The organism is Pseudonocardia kongjuensis, from assembly GCF_039526905.1.
Lineage (GTDB): Bacteria > Actinomycetota > Actinomycetes > Mycobacteriales > Pseudonocardiaceae > Pseudonocardia > Pseudonocardia kongjuensis.
This window is the reverse complement of sequence record NZ_BAAAJK010000001.1, coordinates 26,171-41,141: the sequence shown is the minus strand read 5'-3', so window position 1 is coordinate 41,141 and position 14,971 is coordinate 26,171. Positions and strand designations below refer to the sequence as shown.

The window sequence follows — 14,971 nt, the reverse complement described above, 5'->3', positions numbered from 1 at the left end:
GGCTGCTCGACGGTGGTCCCATGAGAACGACACAGACCCTCGTCGACGAGTTCGCCGCGGCGATCGCCGGGCCGGTCCGACCGGCCGGCGATGCGATCCCCTCGTTCCAGACCGGCCTCGTGCACCGGCCCGCCGTCGTGGTCGAGCCGCTCGACAGCAGCGACGTCGCCGCCCTGCTCCCCGTCGCGCACCGCCGGAACCTCCCGCTGACGGTGCACGCCACCGGGCACGGCCTGCGCGCACCCGCCGACGGCGGGGTGCTGGTCGCGACCCGGCGGATGGCGGCGGTACGGATCGACCCCGCGCAGCGGCTGGCCCGGATCGGCGCCGGGGCCCGCTGGGCCGAGGTCCTCGCCGCGGCGGCCCGGCACGGCCTGCGACCGGCCGCCGGCAGCGCCCCGTCGGTGGGCGTCGCCGGGTACCTGTTCGGCGGGGGCCTCGGGCTGACCGCGCGCACCGACGGCTGGACCGCCGATCATGTCCGTTCGATCGAGCTGGTCGACGCCGCCGGCGCGGTGCGCACCGTCGACGCCGGCGATCCGGAGCGGTTCGCCCGGCTGCGTGGCACCGGCCCGGCCGACGGCGAGATCGTCACCGAGGTGACGCTCGGACTGCTCCCGGCCGGTCCGCTGACCGGGGGCGGGCTGGTGCGGGTGCTGGGCCCGGCCGACGAGCCGGCCACCGACCCGGGGGCGCTGCACGCCTGGCTGGACTGGACGCGCGACCTGCCGACCGACGTCACCTCCGGATTGTCCCTGGTCCCGTACCCGGACCTGCCGTTCCTGCCGGCGGATCTGCGCGGGCGGCGGGTGCTGCGCGTCGCCGTCGTCGTGTGCGGGGACGGCGCCCGGGCCGATGCGGTGCTCGCCCCGCTGCGGGCCGCGGTCGCTGCCGACGAGGACACCATCGGCCCGCTGCAGCCGTCCGGGATCGGCCGGGTCCATGCCGAGCCGGAGTCCCCGCACGCCTACCTGGGCGACGACCTGCTGCTCTCCGACGTCGAGGGCGCCGGGCTCGACCGGGTGGCCGCCCGGACCGGCCCGATGGTGGTCACCGGCATCCGGCATCTCGGCGGGGCCGCCGGCCGGGCGGCCGTGGTGCCCGATTCGGTGCCGGGCCGGGACGCGTCGTACCTGGTGGGTGCGCTCGCGCCGTTCGGGTCCGGAAGCGGGCCGGAGGTGGTCGGTGCCGGGCCCGCCCGGAGTGAGGTGGACGGGGTGCTGGCGGGGTTCGCCCGGCACGCGACGGGCAGGCACCCGTCGTTCCGGTTCGGACCGACGGCTCCCGGGGCCCGATGGTAGCGTTTCTGGATAGTCTCACTATCCATCGGAGGAGTCATGTCCGTCGCAGCTCCCGGCCGGCTCGCGCTCGCGGTCGTCTGGTTCGCGCTGTCCGCGGCCGGCCTCGTCGGCACCTGGGCGTTCAACATCGCGTTCTTCGCCGATCCGGGCGGCCTCAGCTATCTCGGCGGCTGGTTCGCGAACGCGGCGAGCTCGTCGGCGGCGGTGGACGTGATCGTCGTCGCGCTCGCGGCCTGTGTGTTCATGGTGGCCGAGGGCGCCCGGCTCGGCTGGATCCGCTGGGTCTGGGTGCTGGTGCCGCTGAGCTTCGCGATCGCGATCGCGTTCACCTTCCCGCTGTTCCTCGGGCTGCGGGAGCTGGCGCTGCGCCGCCGGGCCGGGACGCGCGACACCCGTCCGGCCGGCGCGACCCCGGCCCGGAGGTCATCCGCCGCGTAGCGCGGCGACCAGCGCCGCCAGGTCGTCGGCGTGCAGCCGGCGCTCCGCGGCGCCGGACTCCAGCTCGCGGATCCGGTCCCGCGCGGCCCGTTCGGCGCCGGCGAGCGCGTCCCGCTCGCGACCCGCCTGCTCGGCCGCCGCCGCGTGGCGGTCGCGATCGGCCGTAGCCGCCTGCGCGGCCTCGGCCAGCCGGTCCCGCTCCGCGGTGATCGTCGCCAGCTCCTCCGCGTGGCGGTCCCGCTCGGCGGCCGACCGCTCCCCCGCGGCGCGCAGCCGGTCCCGCTCGGCACGCAGCTCGTCGCGTTCGGCGGCCGCGGCCGCCGCGGTGTCGCGCCAGGTGTCCCGGTCCTCGCGCACCGCGCCGGACTCCGCCCGGGCCGCGGCGAGCGCATCGCGCAGCACGGCCGTCTCGGCGCGTGCCCCGTCGCGCTCGCGTTCCCCCGCGGCGGCACGGTCGGCGGCCGCGTCCCGCTCCTGCCCGGCCCGGGCCGCGTCGAGCGCCGCCTGCTCCCGGTCCCGCTGGGCGGCGGCCGCCTCGGCCCGGGCCGCATCCGCGTCGGTGATCGCCCGGTCCCGCGCGGCGACCGCGTCGGCCGCCTCCTGCCGGGCCGCGCCCCATCCCTCGGTGGCCTGCAGCGCGGTGGCCGCGGCCTCCTCCGCGCGGGTCACCGCCTCGGCGCGCTCCCGGCGGGCGGTGGCGGCGACCTTCTCCGCCTCCCGCGCGCGGCCCAGCGCCGCGTCCCGCGCGGTCTCGGCCTCCTGGCGGGCCCGGTCGGCCTCGGCCGCCGCGGTGCGGGCCCGCTCGGTGGCGGCGAGCGCGTCGCGCTGCACCTCGTCGAGCCGGTCCTGCACGGCGGTCAGCGCCGCGGCGAGCTCGGCGACCGGCCCGGCGACCGCGGCGACGTGCTCGCGGAGCCGGTCGGCGTCCAGCGCGAACGCCCCGGCCCCGGTGTCCAGGCCGAGCGCGCCCAGCGCCTCGCGCTCGGCCCGCGCCATCTGCGAGCAGGTGCGCCCGCCCTCCCAGCGGGTGTCCCGGCAGAACGACCGGGGGCGGCCGCCCTGCGGCCCGGGAGGCGGCAGCTCGGCCCGGCAGCGGCTGTATGCGCAGCGTACGGCGGTGTCGACCACGGCGAACACCATATCAGTTCGTTGCTTACGAACTCAGTAACCGGTTCTAGGTTACAAGAAACTGATCCATCGACCAACAGAACCATCGTTTCGTTGGTGCGTCTGTCCGGAGACCTCCGCACCCCCCGCCGCGGCGCGGACTTGACTGTGCCGTCGCGGCCGGGTGTCGGATGGGGCACGACCGACAGCGGCGAGCGAACGGAGCGAACGCATGACCGACACCCCGGGCGGGCCACCACCCCTGATCGACATCGAGGACTTCTTCGCCGATCCGGCGTTCGCCGTGCCGACGATCTCCCCGGACGGCACCCGGATCGCCTACCTGGCCCCGGCGCACGGCCGGCGCAACGTCTGGGTGCGCGGGATCGACGAAACCCACGACGACGCCGTCTGCGTGACGCACGACAGCCGGCGCGGGATCACCACCTACCACTGGACCGACGACCCGCGGTGGCTGCTCTACCTGCAGGACACCGACGGCAACGAGGACTGGCACCTGCACCGCGTCGATCTCGACGCCCCGGACGAGCCCGCGGTCGACCTGACCCCGCTGGCCCCCGGTTCACGGGTGGCCGGCGTGGACCCGCTGCCCGCGGTGCCCGGCAGCGTGCTGATCGTCATGAACGAGCGCCCGCTGTACTTCGACATGTTCCGGATCGACGTCGCGACCGGCGCGACGACCCTGCTCCACGAGCAGGACGATCCGGCGGCGACCCTGCACCTCGACGACGGGGGTGAGCCCGTCTTCCACACCACGCTGGCGGACGACGGCACGCTCGAGGTGTCGGCGTGGGACGCGGCGACCGGGCAGAAGCGGTTGCTGCACCGCATGGGTGGAGCGCAGCACCCGATGGGCATCCAGCCCCAGCAGGTCACCGCGGACGGGAAGGGGCTGCTCGTCGGTTCCTACCAGGACTCCGACGACCTGCGCCTGGTCCGGATCGACCGGGAGACCGGCGAGGAGAGCGTCGTCGCCGCCGTGCCGGGCCGCAGCCTCGACATCACCGGACTGATGATGCCCGGTGTCCTTCCGCCGGCCGTGTACACGCGCCGCCGCACGGGCGAGGTGCTCGCGGCCCGGTTCGTCGGTGACCGCCCGCACGTCGAGGTCGTCGACCCGGGCTTCGCCGAGGTGTACGCCGCGCTGGCCGCGCTGTCCGACGGCGTGCTCGGGACGGTCTCCTCCGACGACGCCGGGCGCCGCTGGATCGCCACCTTCGTGCACGACCGCGATCCCGGCGTGGCCTGGCTCTACGACCACGCCACCGGGGAGAGCCGCGAGCTGTTCCGGCCCTACCCGCAGCTCGATCCGGCGGCGCTGGCCCCGATGACGCCGGTCGCCTTCCCGGCCCGCGACGGCCTGCCACTGCACGGTTTCCTCACGCTGCCGGTCGGGATCGAACCGCGCGGGCTGCCGCTGGTGCTGCAGGTGCACGGTGGCCCCTGGTTCAACGACGTCTGGGGCTACAACTCGACCGCCCAGTTCCTCGCCAACCGGGGCCTGGCCGTCCTGCAGGTCAACTTCCGCGGCTCCACCGGCTACGGGCGCCGGCACGTCACCGCCGCCATCGGCGAGTTCGCCGGGGCCATGCACGACGACCTGATCGACGCCGTCGACTGGGCGGTCGAGCAGGGCTACGCCGATCCGGCGCGGATCGGCATCCACGGCGGCTCCTACGGCGGTTACGCCGCGCTCGTCGGGGTCACCGTCACACCCGGCCGCTTCGCCGCGGCGGTGGACTACGTCGGCATCTCCGACCTGGCGAACTTCATGCGGACGCTGCCACCGTTCACCCGCGCGTTCACCGTGAACAACTGGTTCCGCTACGTCGGTGACCCGGACGACCCGGCCGCCGAGGCCGACATGCTGGCCCGCTCCCCCATCACGATGGTCGACCGGATCCGGACGCCGCTGCTGGTCGCGCAGGGCGCCAACGACGCCCGCGTGGTGCAGGCCGAGTCGGACAACATCGTCGCGTCGCTGCGGGAGCGCGGCGTGCCCGTCGAGTACCTGCTCGCCGACGACGAGGGCCACGGCTTCGAGAACCCGGAGAACCGGACCCGGCTCTTCCGCGCGATGGAGCGGCACTTCGCCGAGCACCTCGGCGCCCGCAGCGCCGACCGGCCGGACCGACCGCCGGCGCGGCATGAGGTGGGACCACGGTGACCCGCGCGGCACGCCGGCGTGCTGGATCCCGCGCCGCCGGGCGGACCGGTCAGGACCCGCTGATCTCGACCGGCACCGCCCCGGCCGGGCGCGGCTCCTCGCCGCGCCGCAGCGCCTCGGCGACCTCGTCCCGGACCCGGCCGCTCTCCGCCCAGCCGGTGACCTCCCAGGCGTGGATCAGCGGCGCCGCCCGGTTCTCCCGGGCCTCCACCACCCACGGCCGACCGGTCATCGCCCGCCAGGCGATCAGCACCCCGATCAGCAGGAACTGCAGGCCGAGCAGGATCCCGGGGATCACCACGAAGATCGCCAGGAACAGCGCGGCGCCGATCGCGGCCGCGATCAGCACCCACCACAGGACCTTGACCAGCATCGCCCCGGCGCCGCCGGCCCCGGCCAGCAGCGCGCCCGCACCGCCGGCGGCCCCGCCGCCGCCACCACCGCGGTTGCCGCCACCGCTGCCGCCCCGGTTGCCGCCGCCGATCCCACCGCGGTTGCCGCCGCCGGAGGAGCCGCGGTCGCCGCCCCCGACGGATCCACCGGAGCCGCCCCAGCCACCGCCCCAGCCACCGCTGCTGCGGCCGGTCGGGATGATGATCGGCGTCGAGCGGCGGCGCGGCCGGTGCCAGTGGCTGTCGACGTCGCGGTACCGGGCGGGCGGCTCGCGGCGGACCGTGTGGTCGGGCACCGGCCGGTCCCGCACCACCCGCGGACGCTCCGCTCCGGGCTCCTCCGCGGCGGCGTCGCCGGTCGCGGGCCGGGCGGCCGGCTCGAAGAAGCGGTCGCCGCCGCCGAGTCCGAACCGGAACCCGCGGTAGCGCGGCGGACCGAGCAGGAACTTGCGCCCGACCACCCACTTCATGCCGTCAGGCGCACTGACGTACCGTTCCCGCACCCGCTCCCCCTCCGCTCACGAACCCGTCATGAGGACCACATGATGCCCGGTCGGACACCGTTGCACGGCGTGCTGTCCCTGCAGCCGCAGGACGCCGACGCGATCCTCGACGATCTCGCCGACAACGGCGTGGCCGCCCCCGGGGACCAGAGCGAGCTCGCCGCCGTCGTGCAGTCCGCCGCCGCGGACCACGATCTCGCGCTGTCCGTGGTCGTGGTCCCGCAGGCGGACAGCCAGGCGGAGCTGGTACAGCTGGCCCAGACCGTCCGGTCCGAGCGCGGCGGGACCGTCCTGGTGCTCAGCCCGGAGTACACCGCGGCCGCCAGCGACAGCTACACCGACGTCGACGCCTACATCGACGGCCTGCCCGGCAGCGACGTCGCCGCGGCCGAGCAGTTCGTCGGCGAGCTCACCGACCCCGGCCCGCCGTGGCTGGGCATCGGGATCGTCGCGGTGCTGCTGGTCGCCCTCGTCGCGGGCGGCGGGCGGTGGTGGGAGCTGCGGCGCAGGCGCCGCCGGGACGCCGCCGCGCTCGCCGCGGAGGGTGAGCGGCTGCGCGGCGAGGTCGCCGAGATGGCCGACGAGATGCTGTCCATCGAGTCCCGCACCGCCCTGCTCGAGGACGCCGGGCTGGGCACCGAGTACAGCACCGTCGCCGTCGAGTACCGGGACGTGGTGCACCAGGTGGAACGCGATCCGCGCGACCGCCGGGCGGCGAACGCGCTCGCCGGCCGGGTGCGCGCGCTGCACGACCGGGTCCAGGCGCTGGACCTCGCGACCCGCCCCTGACCGACGCGGCTCGACCGGCGGCGCCCCTACCGGTCCGGCTCCGGATCGCGCCCGGCCCTCACCCGCCCCCGACGCCCAGCTCGTGCAGCGCGAGCGCCAGCACCAGCGCGCTGTGCCGCTCCGCGGCGTGCACGTCGCCCACCAGCCCGGCGATCCGGTCGAGCCGGGCGTGCAGCGTCTGCCGCCGGATGCCCAGCCCCTCGGCCGCCCGCACCTTCGACGACGAGTGCGCGAGATAGCAGCGCAACGTCCCCACCAGGTCCGAACCGGTCTCCCGGTCGTGCGCCACCAGCGGCCCGATCTCCTCCTCGACCAGGCGCGCGGCCAGCGGCTCCGGGCCCAGACCGGTCAGCAGGGCGGGCGCGGTCAGCCGGGCGGCGGGCAGCACCCGCTCGCTCAGCCCGAGGGTGTCCGCGAGGTCGAGGGCCTGCCGGGCCCTGGCCAGCGACTGCCCGGCCAGGTCCAGCCGGGGCACCACCGGGCCCGCCACCACCCGCACCGATCCGGCCGACGCCGGATCGGCGACCTCCACCGCGGCGAGCACCGCCCGGGCCGCGGCGGTGGCCGCGGACGTCCGCGCGACGACGACCACGCCGTCGCCGTTCGCGGCGACCAGCGCCGTCCCCGCGGCGAGCGTCCCGCCCGCCGCGCGGGCGGCCGTCACCGGATCGGCGCCGCGCAGGGCCAGGCAGGTGTAGCGGGCCTGCACCGGGAACGACAGCCCGAGCATCCGGGCCCGGCCGACCAGCTCGCCCGGGCCGTCGAAGTCGCCGGCCAGCAGGTCCTCGACGAGCAGCCTGCGCCGGTCGTCGAGATCGCCGGACGCCGCCGAGCGCAGCAGGGCCAGCTCCAGTGCCTCGGCGCCGAAGGTGCACGCGGCGACCACGGCCGGATCGTCGGCGCGGGCCGGCGCGAGCACCGACAGGTGCCCCCAGTGCCGGTCCAGCAGCACGATGTCGCGGCGTGCGGCCGGCCGGCCGCGGCGCCGGTCGCCCGCCGGGAGCCCGGCCGAGGCGACCAGCGCACCCTCCCCCGTCGTCAGCACGACCGGCGCCCCGGTCAGCCCGGCGAGCACCGCCGCCAGCTCCTGCGGTCCCGCACCGCCGAGCAGCGCGTCGGTCAGCTGCTCGCGCACGTCCCGGTCCCGGCGCACCCCGGCCCGCTCCCGCTCCAGCAGCGCGCGCTGGACCTGCTCGGTGACCTCGACGAACGGGACGATCTCGCGGAGCACCAGCAGCGGCAGCCCGTGCCTGCGGGCCGCGTCGACCATCGCCGCGGTCGGCTCCGGGTAGGTCCAGCCCACCTCCAGCGCCAGTGCCGCGGCCCCGCGCTCGGCCAGCTCGGTGACGTAGGCGGTCTCGCCGACCGGACCGCGCCCGGCCACGCCGAGCCCGGTCGTCAGCAGCAGCTCACCGCCCTTGAGCAGCAGCGCGGCCTCGGCGAGCTCGCTGGTGTGCACCCAGCGGACCGGCCGGTCCAGCCAGTCGGCGCCGACGACCACCTCCGGCGCGGCCCGCGCGACGGCGTCGAGCTCGAGCACCTCCCGCAGGGTCAACGTCATCCGCCGAGCGCACCACCGGCCGGACGTCCTGTCCAGTCACCATCGCCGCAACATGACGTTACGACCGTGGTGCATGCCGGGCTCCCGGTCCCAGGATGGGCACCGAACGTCGAGCAGGACCCGATCGGAGCCCGCGATGAAACCACCACACTTCGAGTACCGGCGGCCCAGCACCGTCCCCGAGGCGCTCGCCGACCTGGCCGCCCCCGGGGCCCGGGTGCTGGCCGGCGGACAGAGCCTGCTGCCGCTGCTCAACCAGCGGCTGGTCGACGTCGGGCGGCTGGTGGACGTCAACCGGATCGCCGGGCTGGACCGGCTGACCGTCGACGACGACCGGCTGCACGTCGGCGCGACCGTCCGGCAGGCCACCGCGCTGCGCTCCCCCGTCGTCGCGGCCGCCGCCCCGCTGCTGGTCGCGGCGCTCGCCCGCACCGGGCACCCGCAGGTGCGCAGCCGCGGCACCGTCCTCGGGTCGCTGTGCCATCACGACCCGGCCGCCGAGCTGCCCGCCGTGGCGCTCGCCCTGGACGCCGGGATCGTGGTCGCCGACGGGCCGACCGTCCCGGCCGCGGAGTTCTTCGGCGCGGCCTTCGAGACCGCCGTCCCGGCCGGCGGACTGGCGGTCGCCGTGACCTTCCCGGTCGCCCCGCCCGGCACCCGGGCCGGGTTCGCCGAGATCGGCCGCAAGGCCAAGGACCTGCCGCTGGTCGCGGTGGGGGCGCAGATCACCGTCGCGGACGGCCGGATCGTCGCGGCCCGGGTGGCCGCGACCGGCCTCGCCGCGCACCCGCAGCGGATGACCGCCACCGAGCAGGCACTGCTCGGCAACCCGGCCGACGGTCCGGCGATCGCGGCCGCCGCCCGCGCCGCCACCGGGGAGATCGATCCGGACCTCACGCTCCGGGCGAGCGCCGGATACCGCAGGCGGGTGCTGCCCGCCGTGGTGCGGCGCGCCCTGGACGACGCGCTGCCCACCGCCGGGGCGGTGGCGGCATGAGCGAGCTCCTGCCGGTCGTGCTCACCGTCAACGGGGTCCCGCACACCGCCGCCGTCCCGCCGCGGCTGCTGCTCGCCGACCTCCTGCGCGAGCACCTCGGCCTCACCGGCACCCATCTCGGCTGCGGCCACGGCACCTGCGGGTCCTGCACCGTGGTGCTCGACGGCGAGCCGGTCCGCTCCTGCCTGATGCTCGCCGTCCAGGCCGACGGCAGCTCGGTCACCACCGTCGAGGGCGTCGCGGGCGACGGTCCGATCACGCCGGTCCAGCAGGCCATCAACGACAACCACGGCATGCAGTGCGGCTTCTGCACCCCCGGCGTCGTGTGCTCGCTGACCGCCCTGCTCGACGCCGATCCGGCACCGTCCGACGAGGCGATCACCGACACCCTCGACGGCCACCTCTGCCGGTGCACCGGCTACCAGAACATCGTGAAGGCGGCCCGCCAGGCGGCCGGCCGCCCCGTCCCGGAGGTCGCCCCGTGACCGTCACCCCCACCGGTGCACGCCCGGCCTACGTCGGCGGGTCCGTCAAGCGGCGCGAGGACCCGCGGCTGCTCCGCGGCCGCGGCCGCTACGTCGCCGACATCCGGCCTGCCGGCACCGTGCACATGGCGATCGTCCGCTCCCCGCACGCGCACGCCCGGATCGTCGGCGTCGACGCCTCGCGCGCGTTGGCGACTCCGGGCGTGCTCGCGGTGCTGACCTGGGACGACATCGCCGACCAGGCCGGTCCGATCCCGTGCATCGACCTGTACCCGGACTCGCTGCCGACCCTGCAGACCGCGCTCGCCGACGGCGTCGTGCGCTACGTCGGCCAGCCGGTCGCCGCGCTCGTCGCCACCGACGAGTACCTCGCCGAGGACGCGCTGGACGGCGTCGAGGTGACCTACGAGCCGCTGCCCGCCGTCGTCGATCTCGACGAGGCCGTCGCCGGGCACACCCTGCTCTATCCCGAGCACGGCACCAACGTGGTCACCACGATCGCCCAGGACGTCGGCGGCGACGCCGCCGTCGACGCCGCCTTCGCCGCGGCCGACCACGTCTACACCGAGACGTTCACCGTGCACCGCTACGTCCCCGCGCCGATGGAGACCCGCGGCGTCGTCGCCGAGATCGACCCGGTCACCGAGCGGCTCACGCTCATCACCTCCACCCAGTTCCCGCACCTGGTCCGCGGCTTCCTGTCCGGGGTGCTCGGGCTGCCGGAGAGCCGGATCCGGGTGATCGCCCCGGACGTCGGCGGCGGCTTCGGCGCCAAGTGCGAGTTCTACTGCGAGGAGATCCTGGCGCCGCTGTTCGCGATGCGGCTGCGCCGGCCGGTCAAGTGGATCGAGGACCGGCGCGAGCACATGGTCGCCAGCTCGCACGCCCGCGAGCAGAAGCACACCGTGCGGGTCGCGGTGTCCGCGGACGGCACCGTCACCGCCGTCGACGCCCGGTCGTGGACCAGCAACGGCGCCGCCTGCTGCACGCTCGCCACCACCCCGGCGTCGATCAGCTCGGCGATGCTGCGCGGGCCCTACCGGATCCCGGTCTACCGGGCCCGGGCGCACTGCGTGACGACCAACAAGACCCCGCTGGCCGTCTACCGCGGCGCCGGTCACCCGCAGGCGGTGCTGGTGATGGAACGGATGATGGACATCATCGCCGCCGACCTGGGCCGGGACCGGGTCGAGCTGCGGCTGCAGAACATGATCACCCCGGCCGAGCTGCCGAACGACCGCGGCACCGCGATCGTGCTGGCCGGGCAGGTCGTCTACGACACCGGCGACTACGGCGCGGTGCTGCGCCGGGCCGCCGGGATGATCGGGCTGACCCCGGACTGGGCGGCCGAGCAGCAGCGCGAACGCGCACGCGGCCGGTACCTCGGGATCGGCGTGGCCTCGCTGGTCGAGGAGACCGCGATCGGCCCCTACGAGTCCGCGGTCGTCCGGGTCGACGGCGCCGGGAAGGTCACCGTGCTGACCGGGTCCAGCCCGCACGGGCAGGGGCACGTCACGACGTTCAGCCAGCTGGTCGCCGACGAGCTCGACATCGACCTGGAGGACGTCACGGTGCTGCACGGCGACACCGACGTCGTCGCCGAGGGGGTCGGCACGTTCGCCTCCCGGTCCGCCGCGATCGGCGGGGCCGCCGCCCGGTCGGCCGCCGCCACCGTCAAGGAGAAGGCGCTCACCCTGGCGTCGCACCTGCTGGAGATCGACCCGGCGGACCTGGAGTGGCGCGACGGCGCCGCCGTCGTCCGCGGGGCGTCCCGGTCGATGTCGCTGGCCGAGCTGGCCGGTGCCGCGACCGCCTGGAACGCGCCGCTGCCCGGCGGCCTGGACTGGAACCTGGAGGCCACCCACCGCCACCAGGCGCCCGGCATCGCGTTCTCGCACGCCACGCACGCGGCGAAGGTCGCGGTGGACGTCACGACCGGCGAGATCGACGTGCTCGACTACGTCGTCGTGCACGACTGCGGCACCGTGATCAACCCGAGCATCGTCGAGGGCCAGGTGCACGGCGGCGTCGTGCAGGGCCTGGGCGGGACGCTGTTCGAGGAGGTGCCCTACGCCGCGGACGGCACCCCGCTGGCCCGCAACCTGGCCGACTACCTGCTGCCGACGGTCAGCGACGTGCCGGTGATCCGGACCGACTCCGCCGAGTCGCCGACCCCGCTCAACCCCTACGGCATGAAGGGGGCCGGTGAGGGCGGCGCCACCGGGGCACCCGGTGCGCTGGTCAACGCGCTGGCCGACGCGCTGGCGCCGTTCGGCGTGCACCTCACCTCGGACGGGCCGTGGACGCCGGACCGGGTGCTCGCGCTGATCCCGGAGGAGCAGGCGTGAGCGTCACCGTGCTCACCGGGGGGACGGTCGTCCCGGTGGACCCGCAGCGCCGGGTGCTCACCGAGGGCGCGGTCGCGTTCGCCGGGCCGGGCCCCGGGCCGGCGGACGGCACGATCCTGGCGGTCGGCCCGCCGGCCGAGGTGCTGGCCGCGTACCCGGACGCCGACGTCGTCGACTGCCGCGGGTCGCTCGTCCTGCCCGGGTTCGTCAACACCCACACCCACCTGTTCCAGACGCTGCTCAAGGGCCTGGGCGACGACCGGGTGCTGTCCGACTGGTTCACCGCGATGACCGGGCCGTCCGCGGTCGCGCTGACCGAGGACGACGTGTACGTCGGTGCGCTGCACGGCTGCACCGAGGCGCTGACCACCGGGACGACCACGCTGCTCGACTTCATGTACGTCCATCCCCGGCCGGGGCTGGCGGACGCGGTGGCGCACGCGATGTACGACACCGGGATCCGCGGGATCGTCGGGCGCGGCTACACGACCACCGGCACCGACGTCGGGGTGCCGCCGGAGCTGATCGAGCCGCTCGACGTGGCGCTGGCCGACGCGGAGCGGCTGATCGGTACCTGGAACCGTCCCGGCAGCCGGGTGCGGGCCGGGCTGGCACCGTGCATGAGCTGGACCGTCGACGCCGCGACGCTGCGGGAGACCCGTGCGCTCGCCGACCGCACCGGTGCGCTGGTCACGATGCATCTCGCCGAGTCGCCGTTCGACGTCGAGGAGTCGCAGCGGCGCTTCGGCATGCGGGACGTCCCGTTCGCCGCCGAGACCGGCCTGCTCGGTCCCGACCTGGTCGCCGCGCACTGCGTGCAGTGCGACGACACCGACCTGGACCTGCTCGCCGCCTCCGGCACCGCGGTGTCGCACAACCCGTGCTCGAACCTCTACCTCGGCTCCGGTTTCGCCCCGGTCCCGGCGATGCACCGGCGCGGCATTATGGTCGGCCTCGCCTCGGACGGGCCGGCGTCGAGCTCGAACCACTCGATGCTGCAGGCCGTCAAGTTCGCGGCGCTGCTGCACAAGGGCGTGCACCGGGACCCGGAGATCATGACCGCGGAGAAGGCGCTGGAGATGGCGACCGTCGACGGGGCCGCCGCGCTCGGGATGGCCGACCGGATCGGCTCGCTGGAACCCGGGAAGCGGGCCGACGTGATCGTGCTGGACCTGTCGAACCTCTGCGTGACACCGGTGCACGCCGCGGTGTCCGCGCTGGTCTACAGCCAGCGCGGCGACGAGGTGGACCGGGTGTACGTCGACGGCGAGCCGGTCGTCGCCGGTGGCCGGCCGGTGCGGGTGGACGCCCGCACGGTGCGGGAGCGGTCCGCCGCGGCCGCCGCCGGGCTGGCGGAGCGGGCCGGCACGGCCCGGCTCGGCTCCCGGCCGTGGCGCTCGGTCGTCACCCGCTGACAGCCCCGGTGATAGCACAGCGGGGAGTTCTGCGCGATCGACGAAAATCACGGCCCGACGCCGTCGCGTCCCAGGTGACCTGACACCCGATCGGTGTAGGTTCCCCCGGCGGTCGCGCTCGCCCGATGGGCAGCCCCGACGGGTGCGGACACACCCGCCGAGGTTCCTGCGACTGCCGACCTCAGGAGTCGACATGCACCAGGGTACTGCTGTGCTGCCCGGACGCTCCGGCGTCCGGCACGGAACGGACCCGATCGGGTCGCCGGGTCGACGCCGGGCGGTCACGGCGCCACCGGTGGCGTCGTGACCTGGCGTCGCGCGCTGGCCGGGGGTGCCGCCGCCCTCATGATCGGGGCCGGGACGGTCGGTCTCGGCACCACGGAGGCTGCGGCACAGGAGGATCCGCCGCCGATCAGCTCGCAGGAGCAGGCCGTCGCCGCGGTCACCGCCGGCCGGGCACAGGTCGCCGCCGGGCAGGCGCAGCTCACCGCCGGGCAGGACCAGATCACCGCCGGACAGGCGCAGATCACCGCCGGACAGGCGCAGATCACCGCCGGGCAGGCGCAGATCACCGCCGGACAGGCGCAGATCACCGCCGGACAGGCGCAGATCACCGCCGGTCTCGACTGGCTGGCGGCCCACCCACCGGCGCCCGGCGTCCCACCGGACCCCGGCCCGGACCCCGAGCCCGCCCCGGAGCCCGAGCCCGAACCGGGGCCCGGCCCGGATCCCGGCGCGACCACCGCCGCCGCCCGGCACGGCTGGGGCACCCCGATCCCGCTGGGCAGCGACGAGTTCGACTACACCGGCCCGCCCTCCCCGGAGAAGTGGGTCGCCGCGGCCGAGTGCTGGCCCGGCCACGACGGCAACGGCCGCCGCTGCGCGAGCCGGTCCACCGTCCGGGACGGCAGGCTGATCCAGACCGGTCTCGCGAACGGCGACACCGGATGGCTCGGGTCCCGGCTCGACCAGCGGTACGGCCGCTGGGAGATGCGGGTGCGCTCCAGCGACACCGGCACCGCCGCGCACCGCTACCACCCGGTGCTGATCATCTGGCCGTCGTCGAACCGGTGGCCGCAGGACGGCGAGTACGACTTCCTGGAGAACGACTCCCCCGGCGCCCCGTGCGCCGAGGCGTTCATCCACTACCCGCACGCCCCGGGCCCGGTGCAGCAGGAGTTCGCCCGCGAGTCCGACTGCGGCGCGCCGCTGTCGGAGTGGCACAACGTCGCCGTCGAGTGGACCCCGCAGCACGTGCGCGGCTTCATCGACGGTGTGGAGTGGTTCCGCTTCTCCGGCGGGGCCGGGCCGGGCCGGTCGGACATCCAGGGCATGCCGTCCGGCGCGCTGAAGATCCAGCTCGACGGCTTCCACGGCACCGGCCCGTACCGGCCGGCGCAGCTCGAGGTGGACTGGGTCCGCAGCTACGCGCTGGACGGCTGAGCGC

At 75.9% G+C, this 14,971-nt stretch carries 12 protein-coding genes; 9 read left to right on the top strand and 3 right to left on the bottom strand.

Going from position 1 to position 14,971, the window contains the following annotated elements; translation table 11 throughout:
* The first annotated feature begins 20 nt into the window (after positions 1–20).
* Complete coding sequence (locus ABD160_RS00185; RefSeq protein WP_344017422.1) at positions 21–1,301, top strand: FAD-binding oxidoreductase; 1,281 nt, start codon at positions 21–23, stop codon at positions 1,299–1,301.
* A 36-nt stretch (positions 1,302–1,337) separates the two neighbouring features.
* Positions 1,338–1,739 carry a DUF2834 domain-containing protein gene (locus ABD160_RS00180; RefSeq protein WP_344017421.1) on the top strand — a complete coding sequence of 134 codons (402 nt, stop codon included), beginning with the start codon at positions 1,338–1,340 and terminating at the stop codon, positions 1,737–1,739.
* On the opposite strand, the gene ABD160_RS00175 is transcribed toward ABD160_RS00180, so the two are convergent.
* Positions 1,725–2,867 carry a coiled-coil domain-containing protein gene (locus tag ABD160_RS00175; protein WP_344017420.1) on the bottom strand — a complete coding sequence of 381 codons (1,143 nt, stop codon included), beginning with the start codon at positions 2,865–2,867 and terminating at the stop codon, positions 1,725–1,727. The two genes, ABD160_RS00180 and ABD160_RS00175, sit on opposite strands and share 15 nt — an antisense overlap.
* A gap of 211 nt (positions 2,868–3,078) precedes the next feature.
* On the opposite strand from ABD160_RS00175, the gene ABD160_RS00170 reads away from it, so the two are divergent.
* Positions 3,079–5,034 carry a S9 family peptidase gene (locus ABD160_RS00170; protein WP_344017419.1) on the top strand — a complete coding sequence of 652 codons (1,956 nt, stop codon included), beginning with the start codon at positions 3,079–3,081 and terminating at the stop codon, positions 5,032–5,034.
* A 49-nt stretch (positions 5,035–5,083) separates the two neighbouring features.
* Here ABD160_RS00170 and ABD160_RS00165 read toward each other — a convergent pair whose 3' ends face one another.
* On the bottom strand, positions 5,084–5,896 hold the full coding sequence (locus ABD160_RS00165) for a hypothetical protein (protein ID WP_344017417.1): 813 nt from the start codon (positions 5,894–5,896) through the stop codon (positions 5,084–5,086).
* Positions 5,897–5,998: 102 nt separating this feature from the next.
* On the opposite strand from ABD160_RS00165, the gene ABD160_RS00160 reads away from it, so the two are divergent.
* Entirely contained in the window at positions 5,999–6,718 is a 720-nt protein-coding gene (locus ABD160_RS00160; protein ID WP_344017415.1) for an Rv1476 family membrane protein, read from the top strand.
* Positions 6,719–6,776: 58 nt separating this feature from the next.
* On the opposite strand, the gene ABD160_RS00155 is transcribed toward ABD160_RS00160, so the two are convergent.
* Positions 6,777–8,279 carry a PucR family transcriptional regulator gene (locus ABD160_RS00155; RefSeq protein ID WP_344017414.1) on the bottom strand — a complete coding sequence of 501 codons (1,503 nt, stop codon included), beginning with the start codon at positions 8,277–8,279 and terminating at the stop codon, positions 6,777–6,779.
* A 136-nt stretch (positions 8,280–8,415) separates the two neighbouring features.
* Here ABD160_RS00155 and ABD160_RS00150 point away from each other — a divergent pair, with 136 nt between their 5' ends.
* The 5 genes from ABD160_RS00150 (at position 8,416) to ABD160_RS00130 (ending at position 14,967) form a co-directional block, all read left to right on the top strand.
* A complete protein-coding gene (locus ABD160_RS00150) occupies positions 8,416–9,276 on the top strand; it encodes an FAD binding domain-containing protein (RefSeq protein WP_344017413.1) in 861 nt (286 codons plus the stop codon).
* Entirely contained in the window at positions 9,273–9,761 is a 489-nt protein-coding gene (locus ABD160_RS00145) for a (2Fe-2S)-binding protein (RefSeq protein WP_344017412.1), read from the top strand. Before ABD160_RS00150 ends, ABD160_RS00145 begins: the two co-directional genes overlap by 4 nt.
* Positions 9,758–12,109 carry a xanthine dehydrogenase family protein molybdopterin-binding subunit gene (locus ABD160_RS00140; protein WP_344017411.1) on the top strand — a complete coding sequence of 784 codons (2,352 nt, stop codon included), beginning with the start codon at positions 9,758–9,760 and terminating at the stop codon, positions 12,107–12,109. Before ABD160_RS00145 ends, ABD160_RS00140 begins: the two co-directional genes overlap by 4 nt.
* Complete coding sequence (locus ABD160_RS00135; RefSeq protein WP_344017410.1) at positions 12,106–13,524, top strand: amidohydrolase family protein; 1,419 nt, start codon at positions 12,106–12,108, stop codon at positions 13,522–13,524. Before ABD160_RS00140 ends, ABD160_RS00135 begins: the two co-directional genes overlap by 4 nt.
* A 303-nt stretch (positions 13,525–13,827) precedes the next feature.
* The gene (locus ABD160_RS00130; RefSeq protein WP_344017409.1) at positions 13,828–14,967 is read left to right on the top strand and encodes a family 16 glycosylhydrolase; all 1,140 of its coding nucleotides are present in this window, start codon (positions 13,828–13,830) and stop codon (positions 14,965–14,967) included.
* Positions 14,968–14,971 lie beyond the last annotated feature (4 nt).